The sequence below is a fragment of the Polaribacter sp. BAL334 genome, assembly GCF_015767435.1.
Lineage (GTDB): Bacteria > Bacteroidota > Bacteroidia > Flavobacteriales > Flavobacteriaceae > Polaribacter.
The window spans coordinates 1-569 of record NZ_JADWOV010000183.1 but is presented as its reverse complement, the minus strand read 5'-3'; the positions used below and the strand labels follow the sequence as shown (position 1 = coordinate 569).

General features: G+C 29.2%; 1 protein-coding gene. It reads left to right on the top strand.

The annotated features are described in order from the left end of the window. Positions 1–569: DEAD/DEAH box helicase family protein (locus IU405_RS00960; RefSeq protein WP_197436764.1), on the top strand; the 569-nt coding region annotated here is incomplete at both ends.

Sequence of the window (569 nt, the reverse complement as noted above, 5' to 3'; positions counted from 1 at the left end):
TATCAGACTGCTAAAGAGTTCAACGCTTTTAAACCTGATTGTGTTGATACAACAAACAATACAAAATCATTAGTAAATCAATTTAATGACGCAAATAATAAGCTAATTGTTACAACTATTCAGAAGCTTTATAATGCCATAACAAATGACCAGCATCTAAAAGTAATGAACAATCTTAAAGATAAAAAGATTGTATTCATATTTGATGAATGCCATCGTTCACAATTTGGAGATACTCATAAGAGGATAACACAATATTTTAACAATTACCAAATGTTTGGCTTCACAGGAACGCCAATTTTCAAAGACAATGCAACTTCTATAAAAGGCATAAAACAAACTACTGCTAGTTTATTTGGAGAAAAATTACATCAATACGTTATTACAGATGCTATAAAAGATGAAAATGTATTACGTTTTTCTGTTGAATATGTTGGTAAATACCGTGAAAAAGAAAACTCAAAAAATGAAATTGAAATTGACGTAGAAGCTATTGACACTAAGGAATTAATGGAAAGCCCACAACGTTTAGAAAAGATTGCTAACTATATTATTCAACAACATCCAAT